Annotated in this window: 14 protein-coding genes; 5 read left to right on the top strand and 9 right to left on the bottom strand. The window is 72.6% G+C overall.

Annotated features, from left to right (window positions below):
• The first annotated feature begins 34 nt into the window (after positions 1-34).
• Together ACGFMM_RS30430 and ACGFMM_RS30425 are read left to right on the top strand one after the other, a co-directional pair.
• On the top strand, positions 35-1,393 hold the full coding sequence (locus tag ACGFMM_RS30430) for an MFS transporter (RefSeq protein WP_393649687.1): 1,359 nt from the start codon (positions 35-37) through the stop codon (positions 1,391-1,393).
• Positions 1,394-1,648: 255 nt separating this feature from the next.
• A complete protein-coding gene (locus tag ACGFMM_RS30425) occupies positions 1,649-2,023 on the top strand; it encodes an RNA polymerase-binding protein RbpA (protein ID WP_026278069.1) in 375 nt (124 codons plus the stop codon).
• A gap of 141 nt (positions 2,024-2,164) precedes the next feature.
• Here ACGFMM_RS30425 and fxsA read toward each other — a convergent pair whose 3' ends face one another.
• From fxsA to ACGFMM_RS30405, 4 genes are all read right to left on the bottom strand, one after another.
• Positions 2,165-2,758, bottom strand: coding sequence for an FxsA family membrane protein (gene fxsA, locus ACGFMM_RS30420; RefSeq protein ID WP_393649686.1), 594 nt, complete (start codon positions 2,756-2,758; stop codon positions 2,165-2,167).
• A gap of 73 nt (positions 2,759-2,831) precedes the next feature.
• Positions 2,832-3,611, bottom strand: coding sequence for a polyprenol monophosphomannose synthase (locus tag ACGFMM_RS30415; protein ID WP_393649685.1), 780 nt, complete (start codon positions 3,609-3,611; stop codon positions 2,832-2,834).
• Between the two features lie 492 nt (positions 3,612-4,103).
• On the bottom strand, positions 4,104-5,732 hold the full coding sequence (locus ACGFMM_RS30410; protein WP_393649684.1) for an amidohydrolase: 1,629 nt from the start codon (positions 5,730-5,732) through the stop codon (positions 4,104-4,106).
• Positions 5,733-5,741: 9 nt separating this feature from the next.
• The gene (locus ACGFMM_RS30405; RefSeq protein WP_393649683.1) at positions 5,742-6,182 is read right to left on the bottom strand and encodes an Lrp/AsnC family transcriptional regulator; all 441 of its coding nucleotides are present in this window, start codon (positions 6,180-6,182) and stop codon (positions 5,742-5,744) included.
• A gap of 236 nt (positions 6,183-6,418) precedes the next feature.
• Between ACGFMM_RS30405 and ACGFMM_RS30400 the strand changes: the two genes are divergently transcribed.
• Positions 6,419-6,793 carry a hypothetical protein gene (locus ACGFMM_RS30400; RefSeq protein ID WP_393649682.1) on the top strand — a complete coding sequence of 125 codons (375 nt, stop codon included), beginning with the start codon at positions 6,419-6,421 and terminating at the stop codon, positions 6,791-6,793.
• 34 nt (positions 6,794-6,827) lie between these two features.
• Here ACGFMM_RS30400 and ACGFMM_RS30395 read toward each other — a convergent pair whose 3' ends face one another.
• Positions 6,828-7,919 (bottom strand): phosphotransferase family protein, encoded by a 1,092-nt coding sequence (locus ACGFMM_RS30395; RefSeq protein ID WP_393649681.1) that lies wholly within the window; start codon positions 7,917-7,919, stop codon positions 6,828-6,830.
• 14 nt (positions 7,920-7,933) lie between these two features.
• Positions 7,934-9,055, bottom strand: a complete 1,122-nt coding sequence (locus tag ACGFMM_RS30390; RefSeq protein ID WP_393649680.1) for a hypothetical protein — start codon at positions 9,053-9,055, stop codon at positions 7,934-7,936.
• A 180-nt stretch (positions 9,056-9,235) separates the two neighbouring features.
• Between ACGFMM_RS30390 and ACGFMM_RS30385 the strand changes: the two genes are divergently transcribed.
• Positions 9,236-9,508: a hypothetical protein gene (locus ACGFMM_RS30385; protein WP_393649679.1), complete on the top strand. Its 273-nt coding sequence runs from the start codon at positions 9,236-9,238 to the stop codon at positions 9,506-9,508.
• On the opposite strand, the gene ACGFMM_RS30380 is transcribed toward ACGFMM_RS30385, so the two are convergent.
• The 3 genes from ACGFMM_RS30380 to ACGFMM_RS30370 all read right to left on the bottom strand — a co-directional run bounded on the left by ACGFMM_RS30380 (position 9,471) and on the right by ACGFMM_RS30370 (position 13,364).
• Positions 9,471-10,643, bottom strand: coding sequence for an acyl-CoA dehydrogenase family protein (locus ACGFMM_RS30380; RefSeq protein ID WP_393649678.1), 1,173 nt, complete (start codon positions 10,641-10,643; stop codon positions 9,471-9,473). The genes ACGFMM_RS30385 and ACGFMM_RS30380 overlap by 38 nt on opposite strands.
• Before the next feature lie 248 nt (positions 10,644-10,891).
• A complete protein-coding gene (locus tag ACGFMM_RS30375) occupies positions 10,892-11,875 on the bottom strand; it encodes a phosphotransferase family protein (RefSeq protein WP_393649677.1) in 984 nt (327 codons plus the stop codon).
• Positions 11,876-11,990: 115 nt separating this feature from the next.
• Positions 11,991-13,364 (bottom strand): peptidase C39 family protein, encoded by a 1,374-nt coding sequence (locus ACGFMM_RS30370; protein WP_393649676.1) that lies wholly within the window; start codon positions 13,362-13,364, stop codon positions 11,991-11,993.
• A gap of 471 nt (positions 13,365-13,835) precedes the next feature.
• Between ACGFMM_RS30370 and ACGFMM_RS30365 the strand changes: the two genes are divergently transcribed.
• The gene (locus ACGFMM_RS30365; RefSeq protein ID WP_393649675.1) at positions 13,836-14,462 is read left to right on the top strand and encodes a uridine kinase; all 627 of its coding nucleotides are present in this window, start codon (positions 13,836-13,838) and stop codon (positions 14,460-14,462) included.
• The last annotated feature ends 334 nt before the right edge of the window (positions 14,463-14,796 follow it).

Genomic DNA, 14,796 nt, shown 5'->3' with positions numbered 1-14,796 from the left:
TGCCCACGGGGACGCACGAGGGGACCGCGCACACGTGACCACTGACACCGCCGAGGAGCCGGACGGCCTGACCGGCGTGCTCGAGCGCCGGCGCGAGCAGCGCGGCTGGTACTTCTACGACTTCGCCTGCTCGGTGTACTCGACGAGCGTGGTCACCGTGTTCCTCGGCCCGTATCTCACCGCGGTGGCCAAGTCGGCCGCGGACGCCGAGGGCTTCGTGCATCCGCTCGGGATACCCGTGCGGGCCGGCTCGCTGTTCGCGTACGCGGTGTCGGCCTCGATCCTCGTCGCGGTGCTCGTGATGCCGCTGGTCGGCGCGGCGGCCGACCGCAGCGGCCGGAAGAAGCCGATGCTCGCCGCCGCGGCCTATACGGGCGCGACCGCGACGACCTGCATGTTCTTCCTGGGCGGCGACCGCTATCTGCTGGGCGCGTTCCTGCTGATCGTGGCGAACGCCTCGCTGTCCGTGTCGATGGTGCTGTACAACGCGTATCTGCCGCAGATCGCGGCGCCCGAGGAGCGGGACGCGGTCTCCTCGCGCGGCTGGGCGTTCGGCTACACGTCGGGCGCGCTGATGCTGGTGCTCAACCTGGTCCTGTACTCGCAGCACGACGCGTTCGGGCTGAGCGAGGGCACCGCGGTGCGGATCTGTCTGGCGTCGGCCGGCCTGTGGTGGGGCGCGTTCACGCTGGTGCCGCTGAGGCGGCTGCGGGACCGGCAGACCGGGCCCGCGGTGCGGGATCACGCGGTCGGCGGCGGCTGGAAGCAGCTGATCGCGACGCTGAAGGACATGCGCCGGCATCCGCTGACACTGTCGTTCCTGGTGGCGTACCTCATCTACAACGACGGCGTGCAGACCGTGATCTCCCAGGCGTCGGTGTACGGCTCGGAGGAGCTGGACCTGGAGCAGACGACGCTGATCACGGCGGTGCTGCTGGTGCAGGTGCTCGCGGTGGCGGGCGCGCTGGGGATGGGCCGGCTGGCCCGAACGTACGGCGCGAAGCGCACGGTGCTGGCCTCGCTCGCGGTGTGGACGCTGATCCTGGCGGCGGGCTACTTCCTGCCGGCCGGGGCGCCGGTGGCGTTCTTCTTCCTGGCGGCGGCGATCGGTCTGGTGCTCGGCGGCAGCCAGGCGCTGTCCCGCTCCCTGTTCTCGCACCTGGTGCCGCGTGGCAAGGAGGCGGAGTACTTCGCCGCGTACGAGATGAGCGACCGGGGTCTGAGCTGGCTGGGGCCGCTGGTGTTCGGTCTCGCGTACCAGCTGACCGGCAGCTACCGGGATGCCATCATCTCCCTGGTGATCTTCTTCGCGCTCGGTTTCGTGCTGCTGGCGCGAGTGCCGGTGCGGCGTGCGATCGAGGCGGCGGGCAACCCCGTTCCGGAGCGGATTTAGACGTCGGAACGAAAGTCCGGTAGTGTACACCTTTGGCCTGCCAGCCGGACCGTTACTGCGCGCCAACTTTGCGAAGGCGCTGGGTGACATCTGCTGCCAGATGTGACAAACCGGGCACTGGTGGGTACAACAAGGGGCGGCACGACGGGCGACGCATGACCCGCAACGGGAATCTTTACCGCCGACCGGACGTTGACCGGATGACGACGACAGCGACACCTGTCCTGTGGGCGACAAGCCCGGGAGGCACGATTCATGAGTGAGCGAGCTCTTCGCGGCACGCGCCTCGTGGTGACCAGCTACGAGACCGACCGCGGCATCGATCTGGCCCCGCGCCAGGCGGTGGAGTACGCATGCGAGAAGGGGCATCGTTTCGAGATGCCGTTCTCGGTCGAGGCGGAGATTCCGCCGGAGTGGGAGTGCAAGGTCTGCGGAAGCCAGGCACTCCTGGTGGACGGGGACGGCCCCGAGGAGAAGAAGGGCAAGCCGGCGCGTACGCACTGGGACATGCTCATGGAGCGGCGTACCCGCGAGGAGCTGGAGGAGGTGCTGGCCGAGAGGCTGGCGGTCCTGCGCTCCGGCGCCATGAACATCGCCGTGCATCCGCGCGACAGCCGCAAGTCGGCCTAGCGGACAGCCACGGCACAGCAACACGCCGCGGGGCCCGGTACACGTTCAGGGTGTACCGGGCCCCGCGGCGTTCGCACATGCCGACCTTCGCGCACAGGTCGACGAAGGGCCGCCCTGCCGAGCAGGGCGGCCCTTCGGCTGTCAGGGGATCAGCGGCGGCCGGGGCCGCTCGGGGCCGCGGGGCTCCTGCGGCGCGTCGTCGCGGATGACCTCACCCTGCACGACCTTCCCGTCCGGCCGGTGAATACGGGCCTGCTGGAAGGCGTCCTGGAGGCTGCCGGGCGCCGCCGCGGCCATCCGGCGCTCCACGGCCTTCTCCGCGTACCGGCCGAGGGCCGAGCGGATCTGCGGCACGAGCAGCAGCAGGCCGGCCGCGTCGGAGATCAGGCCGGGGAGCATCAGGAGCAGACCGCCCAGCATCAGGAAGCCGTTGCGGTCGGCCGCGCCGTCACGGCGCGGGGCGTCGGGGAAGCGGCCGCTCTGCGCGGCCGCCTGGGCCTCCTTGAAGGCGCCGGAGAGGTTGGCGAACGCCCGCCGGCCGGCCTTCTTGACGACGGTGGCGCCCAGCACGACGCCGCCGACGAGGACCAGGAACACGGTCAGTCCGCCGGCCGCCCGCGCCACGACCGTCAACAGCCAGATCTCCAGGACCAGCCAGACGGCGAGGGCGAGCGGGAGGAAGGTGCGCAGGCGGGAGCGCTTCGGGGCGAGGGGAGGCGGTGCGCCGGTCGTCATGCCCCCCAGTGTGCCTGGCCGCCCGCAAGAACGTCGTAAAGGAGAGTTCAGGCCCCGGGCCCGACAGGAGGGTTCAGCTGCCGGAGCTGCGGCCGAGCCGCTTGCCGACCTTGCGGGCGCGGTCCCCGATGCCCCAGCCGGCGACCCGCCAGACCGCCTCGACGAGGATGTCCTTGCTCATCTTGGAGTCGCCGATCTCGCGCTCCACGAAGGTGATCGGGACCTCGACGACGTGGTAGCCGGCGGCGACGGCGCGGCGGGCCAGGTCGACCTGGAAGCAGTACCCCGCCGAGACGACCTCGTCCAGGCCGAGGCCCTCCAGGGTCTCGCGCCGGAAGGCCCGGTAGCCGCCGGTGACGTCGCGCAGCGGCAGGTCGAGCAGGACGCGGGAGTACAGGCTGCCGCCGCGGGAGATGATCTCGCGGGACTTGGGCCAGTTGACGATCCGGCCGCCGGGCACCCAGCGGGAGCCGAGCACCAGGTCGGCGCCCTTGAGGGCGGTGAGCAGCCGGGGCAGCTCCTCGGGCTGGTGCGAGCCGTCGGCGTCCATCTCGACGAGCACGCCGAAGTCGTGCTCGATGCCCCAGCGGAAGCCGGCGAGGTACGCGGCGCCGAGGCCCTCCTTGCCCTTGCGGTGCAGGACGTGGACCTGGTCGTCGTCGGCGGAGAGCTCGTCGGCGAACTTGCCGGTGCCGTCGGGGCTGTTGTCGTCGGCGACCAGGATGTGCGCCTCGGGGACCGATTCCCGCACCCGGGCGACGATCGGCTTGATGTTCTCGGCCTCGTTGTAGGTCGGGATGATCACCAAGACCCGGCCGAGCGGGCCGTACCGTCGCTGCCCACCGTCGTTCACTGCTGCCCCTTTGACGTCCGTACGCGAGTGCCCACCATAGCGAGGTCTGCTCGAAGGTCGGCATGGGTAGGGGCTCGAAGGTCGGCATGGGTAGGGGCCCGGCGTCCTTCGGGCCGACCTGGGACCCGCTGGCTGCGGGTCGGCCGAAGGCCGTTGTCTACTGAACGCCCGGGCCCCACCCGGATCGCACCCTCCGCCGGAAAAACCTTCCCTCGCCCCCGAGGCACGGACGCTGAACCTGGCTCCGGGGTTGCGTCCGCGCCTGTGGCGGCGCGTGCGTTCCCCATGACCCAGCGGCGTTCGGCGACTGCGTGGAAGTGAACCGGTCGGACGTCCCGTGGTGGACGCGCCGAACCTACCGGCCGGTGGCGGCTTCCTGTCAACACTCGTTTGACCTGGGCGGACGGACAGAAGGGACCGGCCTGCGACGAAGATCCGCAGGTCGCGGCAGAGCCTCCGACCTCCCGCGCCAGGGTGCGAAATGTCCTGATGTCACTCGTTCAGGCGCATGAAGACGGTTTGTCCGCCGACCACCGTCCGAAGGCAGACGGGGAGTTCGCCGCCCGGGGTCAGATCGGGCAGACCGGGCGTGCCGGACCGCGGATCGGTGGACCAGCGGGCCACCCGGTCGTCCGGCGCCTGCACCACCAAATCGCCGGTGCGCCAGACCGCGTAGTCGGCCGGGGCGCCGGGGACCAGAGCGCCCGCGTCGTCGACGCCGGCCGCCCGCCAGCCGCCCCGGGTGTGGGCGGTGAACGCGGCCCGGACGGAGACCCGGTGCTCAGGAGTGCGGTGGAAGGCGGCGGCCCGTACCGTGCCCCAGGGGTCGAGCGGGGTCACCGGGCTGTCCGAGCCGAGCGCCAGCGGGACGCCGGCCCGCAGCAGCGCCGCGAACGGGTTGAGGGTACGGGCCCGCTCGACGCCGAGGCGCTCCGCGTACATGCCCTCGTCGCCGCCCCACAGCGCGTCGAAGGCGGGCTGGACGGAGGCGGTGAGCCCGAGTTCGGCGAAGGCGGCGACGGTCTCCGGCGTAAGCATCTCCACATGCTCGACGCGGTGCCGGGCGGCCCGGATCCGGCCGAGCCCGAGCTTCTCGGAGGCGGCCCGCACGCCGTCGACGACCGAGGACACCGCGGCGTCGCCGATGGCGTGGAAGCCGGCCTGCAGCCCGGCCTCGGTGCAGGCCACCACGTGGGCGGCGACCGCGGCCGCGTCGAGGCGCTCCGCGCCGGTGTGACCGGCGTCGGCGTACGGCTCGTGCAGACAGGCGGTGTGCGAGCCGAGCGAGCCGTCGACGAACAGATCGCCGGCCGCGCCGCGGGCGCCGAGCGCGCGGGCCCGCTCGACGTCGAGGTCGGCCCAGTAGCCGACGATCCGCGGGGCGGGGCCGTCGAGGGCGAGCAGTCCGGTGAAGTCGCCCTCGGAGGAGATCTGCGGGCCGCCGCACTCGTGGACGGTGCCGATGCCGAGGGAGGCGGCACGGGCCAGCGCGGCGCGCTGGGCCTCGGCGCGCTGGGCGGGCGCGATCGCGCCGTACGCCGCGGCGCGCACGGCGTGGTGGGCGTCGCCGGTCAGCGGCTCGCCGTCGCGGAAGCCGTCGAGGGCGCGGACGCCGGGGACGAGATCGAGCAGCGCGGTGGTGACCACCGCCGAGTGCACGTCGATCCGGGTGAGATAGAGGGGACGGCCGCCGGTCAGCTCGTCGAGCTCCTCGCGGCGCGGGGCGCGCCGTTCGGGCCAGCGGGCGGCGTCCCAGCCGTGGCCGACGAGGATCCGGTCGCCGGGCCGGGCGGCGGCGTACGCGCGGATGCGCTCGGCGGCGTCGGCGAGCGAACGCGCGCCGGACAGGTCGAGCCCGGTCAGCGCGAGACCGGTGGCCGTGGTGTGGACGTGGGCGTCGACGAACGCCGGTGTGACCAGGGCACCGTCGAGGTCGATCACCTCGTCGGCGCCGTCGGCGAACGCGTCGGCCGCGCCCTCCGAGCCCACCCAGGCGACGTGCCCGCGCTCCACCACCATGGCGGTGGCGAAGGGATCGGCGGGGCTGTGGACTTCTCCCCGGCGGAGCAGGACGGTGCGGTGCGCGTCCTCGGGCAGACGCTGGGTCAGGCTGTCGCTCATGCGACCAGCCTAGATGCGCGGCGGTCTGGCCTCGTACGGCGTCGAGAGCACCACGGTGGTGCGGCTGGAGACGCCGGCCTGCGTGCGGATCCGGGTGAGCAGGTGCTCCAACTCCAGCGGGGTGGCGACGCGGACCTTGAGGATGTAGTTCTCTTCGCCGGCGACGCTGTGGCAGGCCTCGATCTCCGGGATGTCGGCGAGCCGGTCCGGGGTGTCGTCGGGGGCGCTGGGGTCGAAGGGTTTCACCGAGATGAAGGCGGTGAGGGGCAGGCCCACGGCCTCGGGGTCGACGACCGCGGCGTACCCGCGGATCACCCCGCGCTGCTCGAGCCGCCGGACGCGCTGATGCACCGCCGAGGTGGACAGGCCGGTGGCCTTGCCCAGGTCGGTGTAGCTCATGCGCCCGTCCTTGACCAGCAATTCGACGATCTGACGATCCAGCTCCTCCATGCGGTCAACCTATTGCCCCGGGTGCTGATCGGCACAGCCGGGTGACGCCCCGATGAGCACGATTGGGCGGGTCCGCGGCATGTGGGCGGCACCTGCGACGGGCATGTGACGAATGCCACAGCCTCGCCCTGGAGTGGATCGTGACCTCGCGGTTATACGGCGGGCCCGTTGGGCATTGCTTGCTGTGGTCGAGGCCATTCGTAGACGTGGTCGGCCCACCCGAGGGGGAGTTCTCCATGCAGGAGCCTGTTGATTCCGTCGTGACCTCCGAGGACGACGTCCTCGACGCGTACGACACCTTCGAGATGTACCGGGTCGTCTGCCCGGACTGCGCCCAGCCGATCGCGCTGCTCGCGGACGAGGACGTGCTCCCGGAGCACGCGCTCTGCCCGACGCCGTGGCACCCGTTCACGCTCACCGTGTGCGCGGGCACCGGTCGCGCGGCGGCGGAGGCCCGGCCCGCGGACGAGACCCTCGAGGTCCAGGAGCAGGAGATGGGTCTTCTGCTGACGCTCCCGCAGGGGCTCGACTGGCGGACGCAGCCCTTCTCGCACGTCGGCGGTCCGGGCTCGCGTCCGATGAAGGCGCGGCAGCTGCGCCGCGCCGCCTGACGGCGGCGCCGGCGCTCGTCGCCATCCGCCCCTCCTACCAGTAGTCCCCGCGCACCATCGCCGCCAGCGTGGCGTGGTGCAGGATGAGGCCGTCCGGATTCTCCGGCACGGCCACCTCTCCGAAGTGCGCCTGCCGGTACGCGACTCTGAGCATCACGATCGCGTGCCGCAGGGCCGCGTAGAGGGTGTGGAACTCCATGTCGCGCGGCGTGTGGCCGGTCAGTTCGGCGTACCGCCGCTCGACGGCGTCGCGGCGCAGGAAGTCCGGCAGTCCGGGCTGTCCGAAGCTCACCGTGAGGTCCTGGAAGAACCGGTGCAGGTAGACGGTCCAGCCCAGGTCGACCTCGCGCGGGGCGCAGCCGGCCATCTCCCAGTCGAGGACCGCGGCCGGTTCGAAGCCGTCGTAGACGATGTTCCCGATGCGGGCGTCCCCCCAGTTGAGTACGGCGGGTCCCTCGTCGGCGGGCCAGTGGTCCTCCAGCCAGTCGAACCCGGACTCGATCAGCGGGGAGGGCACGAGTCCCTTCACCACCCAGGCGTAGTAGGCGCGTTGGGCGTCGACGTGCCGGCGCAGCGGGCTGCCGGGGCCGTCCGGCAGCAGGAACGCGGCCTCCTTCGCCGGGAACTGGTCGTGCAGCCGGGCGAGGACTCCGACGGACTCGGCCTCCAGGCGGGCGCGTTCGGCGTCGGTGGCGGCGTGCAGCCAGTTCCCCTCGTACGTATAGGGCATGACGTCCGGCGGGACGCGGCCGTCGGCCCGTTCCATGACGAAGAACGACGCGCCGAGCGGGCCGGGGTCGGTCTCCAGCCAGAGCACCCGCGGCACCGGCACGTCGGTGTGCTCGCCGACCAGTTGCATGACCCGGTGCTGCCGCTCCATGTCGTACACCGGGAAGATCGTGTACGCGGCGGGGTCGGCGGCCAGCCGAAGGGCGCAGCCGCGGGCGGGGGCGTCGGGGTGGTCGACGGTGAACAGCAGGGTCTCGCTGGACATGCCGTTGGAGCCGGGGACGGCGAGGTCGCCGATGGTGACGCCGGGCAGCCGCGGGTCGAGCCAGGCGGTGAGCCGGCGGCCGAGTTCCTCGGGGTCGCGGGTGGAGGTGCGGGGGCGGGGGGCGGTGGCCATGGGTGGGGTCCTCCTCACTCGGCGACGGCCGCGTAGTCGGCGAAGCCGCTGGGGTCGTGACGGCCGAAGGAACCGTGCTCGAAGATCCCGTATCCGGTGCGGCCGTCGAGGGTGAAGCGGGCGGAGTGGTCGGTGACGCCGAAGGCGGCCATCGGGTGGGCGGCCGGGTCGGACAGGTCGTAGACCCGGCGGTCGGTCCAGTCGCGGCCCTGCCAGCTGCCGTGCTGCCAGTCGCCGGCGGGCGGGTAGCCGGCGCCGACGGCGAGCGGGGAGGAGGCGAGGATCTCGACGCCGAGCTCCAGGGGTTTGCCGGCCGGGTCGGTGAGGTGCACGACGGCGCGTTCGGGGTGGCGGCTGCCGGGTCGGTAGGCGATGTCGGTGCGGGGCCAGCCGAGTTGGGCGTCGGACTGCCCGTCGCGGACCAGGAGGGCGTCGTTGAGGGTGCGGTAGCCGTCGGCGTCCTCCTGGACGACGACCATGACGAAGCGGTCGTCGAAGCGCACCGGGATCCAGAGCCAGTGGAAGCCCTCGGGGCGGAACTCGTCGGCGCGGCCGGGTTCCTCGCCGGGGAGGGGGCGGACGCCCCAGCTGCGGTCGCGGGTGCCGGTCCACTCCCCCGCGGTGACCGTGAACTCCTCGCCGCCGGCCCGGATCACGCCGGTGCAGTGCCCGGCCTGGACGAAGCGGCGGCCTTCGAGCATGAGGCGGTCGCCGCGGCGCTGCACGTGGTGGGGCTCCCAGACGGCGGGGAAGTCGCCGGTCCAGGTGAGGTCGAAGGAGAGCCCGTCGGGGTCGCCGGGGTCGGCGTCGCAGTGCAGGGTGAGCCGCTGGAGGGGTTCGTCGACGGTGATCCGCAGCGGGCCGACGGCGAGGTTCATGCGGTCGTCGCCGAGGGCGTCGGAGGCGCGCACCGCGTGCAGCCGGTCGCCGGTGCGCAGGGTGGCGTAGGCGTCGATGACGCCGGTGTTGGGGTAGACGCCGAGCCCGGCGATGAGCAGGGCGCGGCCGGCGTGGTCGAAGACATGGAAGATGCACCGGTCGTAGGCGTTCCGGTCGCCGCTGACGTGGTGCTTCATCGACAGCGGGGCCTGATGCACGGGGTACTCGTCGAGCGCGACGGGCCGGTCCTTTGACACGTGTGACCTCCAGGTCGGCGAAGGGAAATTGACGGTACGTCAGAAACGGAGGGTCGGCCAGAGTCGTGCACGCCCGGGGAGCCCCTGAGTACACGCCTGGGAGCCCTCGGGTAAGGGGCGAACCTTCGCTCGAATGCGGTCGACGGTGACCCCCGCGGGCAGGTGAACGTTGAATCGGGCATGACCTCGACCTACACCGCGCCGAGCGGGTACGGACGCTGGCGCCGGGTGGACACCGGCGCTGAAGAATCGGTTCCGCAGCCGACTCCGCCCCCCGCCGACCCGCCCATCTACCAGGCGATGATCCGCCAGTGGGCGAGCCACGGCCGGACCCTGCCGGGCCGCCGCGACCCGGAGTGGAACCGGCTCGCCGCGGCGCCCGTCTGGTCCGACCGCACCGTACGGGCCAGCGGGGTCAGCGGGACTCTGGTCCCACGACGTGACGAGCGATGACCATCCGCTGGATCTGGTTGGTGCCCTCCACGATCTGCAGCACCTTCGCCTCGCGCATCAGCCGCTCCACCGGGAAGTCGGCGGTGTAGCCGTAGCCGCCGAGCACCTGCACCGCGTCGGTCGTCACCTGCATCGCCGTGTCCGAGCAGGACAGCTTGGCCATCGCCGCCTCCCGGGCGAACGGCAGTCCCGCGTCGCGCAGCCGCGCCGCCTCCAGGTACAGCGCCCGGCCCGCCGCGATGCGGGTCGCCATGTCCGCGAGCAGGAAGCGCAGCCCCTGGAAGTCGGCGATGGGCCGGCCGAACTGGCGGCGCTCCCGCGCGTACGCCACGGCCTCGTCGAGCGCGGCCTGCGCCACCCCGATCGCGCAGGCGGCGATGCCGAGCCGGCCGGAGTCCAGCGCGGCCAGGGCGATGGTGAAGCCCTGCCCCTCCTCGCCGATGCGGCGCGCGTCGGACACCCGTACCCCGTCGATGTGGACCTGGGCGGTGGGCGAGCCCTTCATGCCCATCTTCCGCTCGGGGGCCGCGGCGGAGAGCCCCGGGGCGTCGCCGGGCACCAGGAAGGCGGTGATCCCCCTGGGACCGGGGCCTCCGGTGCGGGCCAGCACCGTGTAGAAGTCGGCCACGCCGCCGTGCGTGATCCACGCCTTGGTGCCGTCCAGCACCCAGTCCCCGCCGTCCCGTTCCGCGCGGGTGCGCAGGGCGGCGGCGTCCGAGCCGGACGACGGCTCGGACAGGCAGTACGCGCCGAGCAGCCCGCCGCCGAGCATCGCGGGCAGCCGGGCGGCCCGCTGCTCCTCCGTCCCGAAGTGGGCCAGCGCGTGGCAGGACAGCGTGTGCACGCTGACGCCGAGGCCGACGGTGAGCCGGGCCGCGGCCAGCTCCTCCAGCATCTGCAGATAGACCTCGTACGGCTGGTCGCCGCCGCCGTACGCGGAGTCGTACGGCAGCGCCAGCAGGCCCGTCCCGGACAGCAGCGTGAACAGCTCGCGCGGGAATCGCCCGGCGGCCTCCTCCTCGGCGGCGCGCGGCGCGATCTCGCGCTCGGCGAGCTCCCGGACCAGGACCAGCAGGTCCCGGGCCTCGTCGCTGGGCAGCCTGCGGGCCACCGGCTGCGGGGCACGGTCGGACATGGCGGCGCACTCCTCCCTGTCGGGCGCGGCGGCGGCGCGACCGGGGTCGGCGGCGCCGCCGTGACGCACAGGGCCGATGCTGCCCGTCCGGGTTGCGGATCGCGGCGACCGGCGGCTGTGGCGGGAGGAGTATGCCCGTTCGGCGGGATGCTCAGGCCCGGATGCCGACCGCCTCCAGGCCTCCGAACGGGAAGGCCCCACCTGCCCAGTGCCACGACACTCCGCGGTCCGAGACTCGCGCAACCTGCTCAGAAGGTCCAGCGCCGCCTGTCAGCCAGCCATCGCAGGGTGACTTCGCCACACCACGTCTGATGCCGGCGAAGATGCGGTGACCAGTCCGCCGGGGGCTGTGCGCCGGAGACGAGGAAGAAGCCGGAGAGCGCGGCGAGGGCTGCGTCGAGCTGTTCGTCTGCGACTCCGCGGGTGGTGGGATGTTCCGCAAACAGGTTGGTCGCGTCGTGGCCGTCGGCAAACGCCGTGGCGAGGAGCAGCACGAGGTCGAACCAGCTTGCACCGAGGCAGGGCCAGTTCCAGTCGCAGATCCACGCGGCATCAGTGGTGTCGATGAGCACGTTGTCCTGGCGCAGGTCGTGGTGCAAGACGGCATTGCCCGTCGTGGCCTTCCGCCACTGGCTCTCCAGCTCGGCGAGCTGCGGCATGCGCCGGAACGGCACCCACACCGGCAGATCTTCCCTTTTCATGCCGCCTGATTCGAGGTCACGCCAGGCGGTGAAGTCGCCGTGGGCGTCAACTGGTTCGACACCGAGTTCCAGCATCTGCTGTGAGGGGGTGGCGAGCGCCTCGGCCGTCGTGGCGTAGGCGTTCAGAGTGGCATCCAGCTCGTTGGGCTGCCAGGGTTCGGCCGGCATGTGTCCACCGCTGACGGCGTCGAAGCCGAGGACCACCCAGTCGTCCTGTTCCTCGATCCACTGCAGGCGTGGTGCCGGGACCTCCGGAGGGAGCGCCTGGTTGATCATCGCCTCCCTTCGGTAGGAGTTGGCGATCACGGCGTTCGTCTCGCCGTTGACCGCCTTGATGAACTGTGTGCCGCTGCTCCCGTGGGCCACTGCGGCGAAGCCACTGGTGAAGCCGCTGCCCGCGCTTGGCCCCACGTCCACTGCATCACCCAGGTGCCGTGAGATCAGTTGGCGAATGCCCTGTGGAAGATCGCCCCAGCACGGTCGTGCGGCCGTGGCGGTGTACTGCAGGCGTGGGGTGACGATGTTCGGCATTCTGCAAGTGTGGGGGAATCCTTCCCTCTGTTCGAGGGAATTCTCATGCGGCCCGCCGGTGGATTCGAGGTGCGCGAGGGAGGTGGCCACGAGGCGGCCGTGGGGCCACACATGCTCACACCAGGCCGAGCGACCGCAGTGCGCGTTGCTGACTTGGTGCCGGCTCGGCTGGCCAGAAGAGGTAGCAGACACCGCCCGTACCGCTTCTGACCTTGCCGTTTGCGTCATACCTCTTCGTACGGAGCCAGATGTTCTCCCACTCGCGCCGGTCGTAGACCCGGCGGACCGCCTCGTTGCTGGGCGAGGCCGGGTCGTTGGCGACCACGTGGCCGTCCGCGGTGAAGCCGATGACGGTCATCAGGTGGCCGGAGGTGCCGTAGCCCGCGCCGGTCAGCTCCTCCTTGCGGAAGGACTGCGAGGTGATCACCGGGATGCCGGCGGCGATCAGGGTCTCCACGTCGGTGAGCGTGCGCAGCCGGGTGACCACCGCGGTCATCTCGTCGTAGCCGGCGCAGTAGGCGGCGTTGAAGGGCCAGTTGCCGCAGCCCTCGTACTGGTGGTCGTAGGTGTTGCGGGCCGCGTGGCAGACCTGCGGGTCGGCGTAGTCGGGGTTCACCCAGGACAGCTGCTCGGGCGTCGGGCGCCGCTCCCAGTACTCGATGATCATCTGCGAGGACGTGGGGCTGCACCAGGCCTCGCCGCCGTTGTCGTACTCCGGGTACTGGCCGACGTGGGTGTTCTGCGAGTAGCGCGGCACCACGAGCTCCCGGGCGAGGCCGGGCGTGGAGGCGGGGACGGTGAAGCGGTCCGGGACGTCGGAGGCCATGGCGCCGACCCGCCACACGGCGGGCGTGAGGGTCGTGCCGGGCCGGCGGTACAGGGTGAGGCGGAGCCGGTACGCGAGCAGGCGGAGCCCGCTCGCCGCGTCGTCGACGGCGAGGGTGTCGGTCCAGACGGTGCTGCGGCCGTCGGTCTGGTCGTCGACCGAGGTGCGCCGGATGTCGCCGTCGCCGGAGGCCCAGCGGCCGAGGACGTACCAGGGCGTCCAGGAGCCGTCGGAGTACCCGGCGGTCAGCTCGATCTGGAGCCAGGTGCCGGCCGGGGTGCCGGCGTTCCAGGAGGCGATGACCTCGGTGGCCGGGACGGTCGAGGCGTGGACCGGGGAGGTCCACGTGGCGTACTCCCAGGTCGCGCGCTTCCCGGTGTGCGGGTCGGCGTACTCGGTGCGCCCGGCGGGGACGCCGATCACCAGGGCGGGGCGGCGGCCGGCGACCGCCCGGACGCCGGCGGCCTCGCCGGAGCGCCAGTCGGTGTACGTGGTCCAGACGCTGTTGTCGACGAGCCCGGGCTCGGGCGCGTGGCGGGCGGGCGCGGCCGTCCGCGGACGGGATGCGGCGGCGGTGGCCGGCGTCGGCGTCGCGGTGGCCGCGCCCGCGGCGGCGGCCAGCGCGGCGGTCAGCACGGTCCTGCGCGGAGTGGAACTGGTCATGGGACCCCCGGTCGGATGCGGCGGGAACGATGGCGGGCGGGGTGGGCTCGGGCGGTGGTCGGGGCGGGGGTGGTGCGCGTCCTGCGGCGGGCTCGTGGGCGGGTGGGGCGGCGCGTGGAGCGGGGCTCGCGCCGGGTCGCGCCTCGGTGCGGGGCGGGACGGGGTTCGGTGGCGGGTGGGGACGTCGGCGGCGTACGAGGCCGGTGGTGCCGCGGTGTGCCGGACGGATGCTTGCGGCGTACGAGGTCGGTGGTGCACGGCGTACTCGGTCGGTGGTGCGCGGCGTACGAGGGCGGTGCCGGGTGCCGCGGCGCGCGGGCCCTGCGCGCCGTGAACCGCCACTATCGCGCCTGGACCGCGGCCCGGGCCAGCGCTTCGCAGCGCGTGGCGCGAGCAATATTGGTCTCCACCATTGGCGTTCGCACCCTGCTGACCTGCGGCGGCGCAGCTGGCCCTCGATACGCTGGCCCCATGGACCTCCTCGACCGCGCCGCCGCGCTGCGCGCCCTGCCGCCCTCCTGCGGACCCGTCCGGCTCGTCGCCGTGGACGGCCACGCGGGCTCGGGGAAGTCCACCTTCGCCACCCGTCTCGCCGCCGCGCTCGACGGCGCGCCGGTGCTGCACACCGACGATCTCGCCACCCACCAGGAGCCGTTCGCCTGGACGGAGCGGCTGGCGGAGCAGGTGATCGCCCCGTTCTCGCGGGGCGAGACCGCGCACTACCGGCCGTACGACTGGCACGCGCGCGTCTTCGGCCCGCCCCGCCCGCTGCCCGCCGCACCGGTCGTCCTGGTCGAGGGCGTCGGCACCGGCCGCCGGGCGCTGCGCCCGCATCTGGCCGCGCTGCTGTGGATGGAGCGGGAGCCGGAGGCGTCCTGGGTGCGGGGCCGGCACCGGGACGGACCGGAGCTCTCCGCCTTCTGGGACGGCTGGACGGTGGCGGAGACACGCCATTTCGCAGCGGACCCCTCGCGTCCGTTCGCGGACGCTCTGATTCGGGAGCGACAGGTGGGGTACGAGTGGCTCCCGGGGCCTGCTGAGGCGGCCGCCGAGGACCTGATCCTCACGGACCGTGACCGCCCTCGGCCTCCGTACTGAGCAGTCGGACATCGACTTGCCAGACTGCTCCAACTCGGCTTGACCGACGGGGCGTACAGGTCTTACGTTCTCAATGTGCGGCTTTCCGAAGCCGCCGCAGACGCGAAGCCCCCGGTTGTTCCCCCGTGATCGGGGGCTTCGTTCTGCCCGCCTTCGTCTTCTTCCACCGCTCCGCGCAACCCCCCATGCTCACCCAGGGTCACCGTCGGCGGTCCGCCGCAGCTCTCTCCGGAATCGCTCCCGGATCGCTCCCGACGCCTCACTCGACCCCGCGCTGCGCAGGTACGATGCCCCAGGTGCGGTCAAATCCCGTCCACGAGAAGGCGGTTGGGTA

Source organism: Streptomyces sp. NPDC048604 (assembly GCF_043199435.1).
In the GTDB taxonomy this organism is placed as follows: Bacteria; Actinomycetota; Actinomycetes; order Streptomycetales; family Streptomycetaceae; genus Streptomyces.
Note: the sequence above shows the minus strand (reverse complement) of the source record. Positions and strands in the feature narration are given on the sequence as shown.